This window comes from Mesorhizobium sp. M2E.F.Ca.ET.219.01.1.1, from assembly GCF_004016445.2.
In the GTDB taxonomy this organism is placed as follows: domain Bacteria; phylum Pseudomonadota; class Alphaproteobacteria; order Rhizobiales; family Rhizobiaceae; genus Mesorhizobium.
In genome coordinates this window covers 1-299 of record NZ_SADT02000225.1, presented here as the reverse complement: position 1 = coordinate 299, position 299 = coordinate 1, and the positions used below count along the sequence as shown (strand labels likewise).

Genomic DNA, 299 nt, shown 5'->3' with positions numbered 1-299 from the left:
GCCGCCTGAAGAGGCGCCGCCCGTGGAACGGCACCGGCAAGACGAGATCGGTCTCCGCGATCAGCTCGGCTCCGGCGCGCAGCATCCAGCGCGCCATCCATGGCGCCAGATCCGTGCGGTCCTGATACTTCAAGCCTTGCACCATCTGGCGCGCCACGCCGGAATAGACGACCGCGGCCCGCGCCCGTTCGAAGGGCGGCGGATCGGCGATCGCTTCGGCCGAGAGGAAGCCTTCGCCCATGTCATGGGTGAACGGCGTGCCCATCACCGCGCACCAGGGCCGTTCCAGCAGCCTGAGC

Annotated in this window: 1 pseudogene; it reads right to left on the bottom strand. The window is 69.6% G+C overall.

The features are described 5' to 3' along the window. Positions 1–299, bottom strand: a pseudogene (locus tag EN862_RS35615) (ComF family protein); the annotation flags it as partial.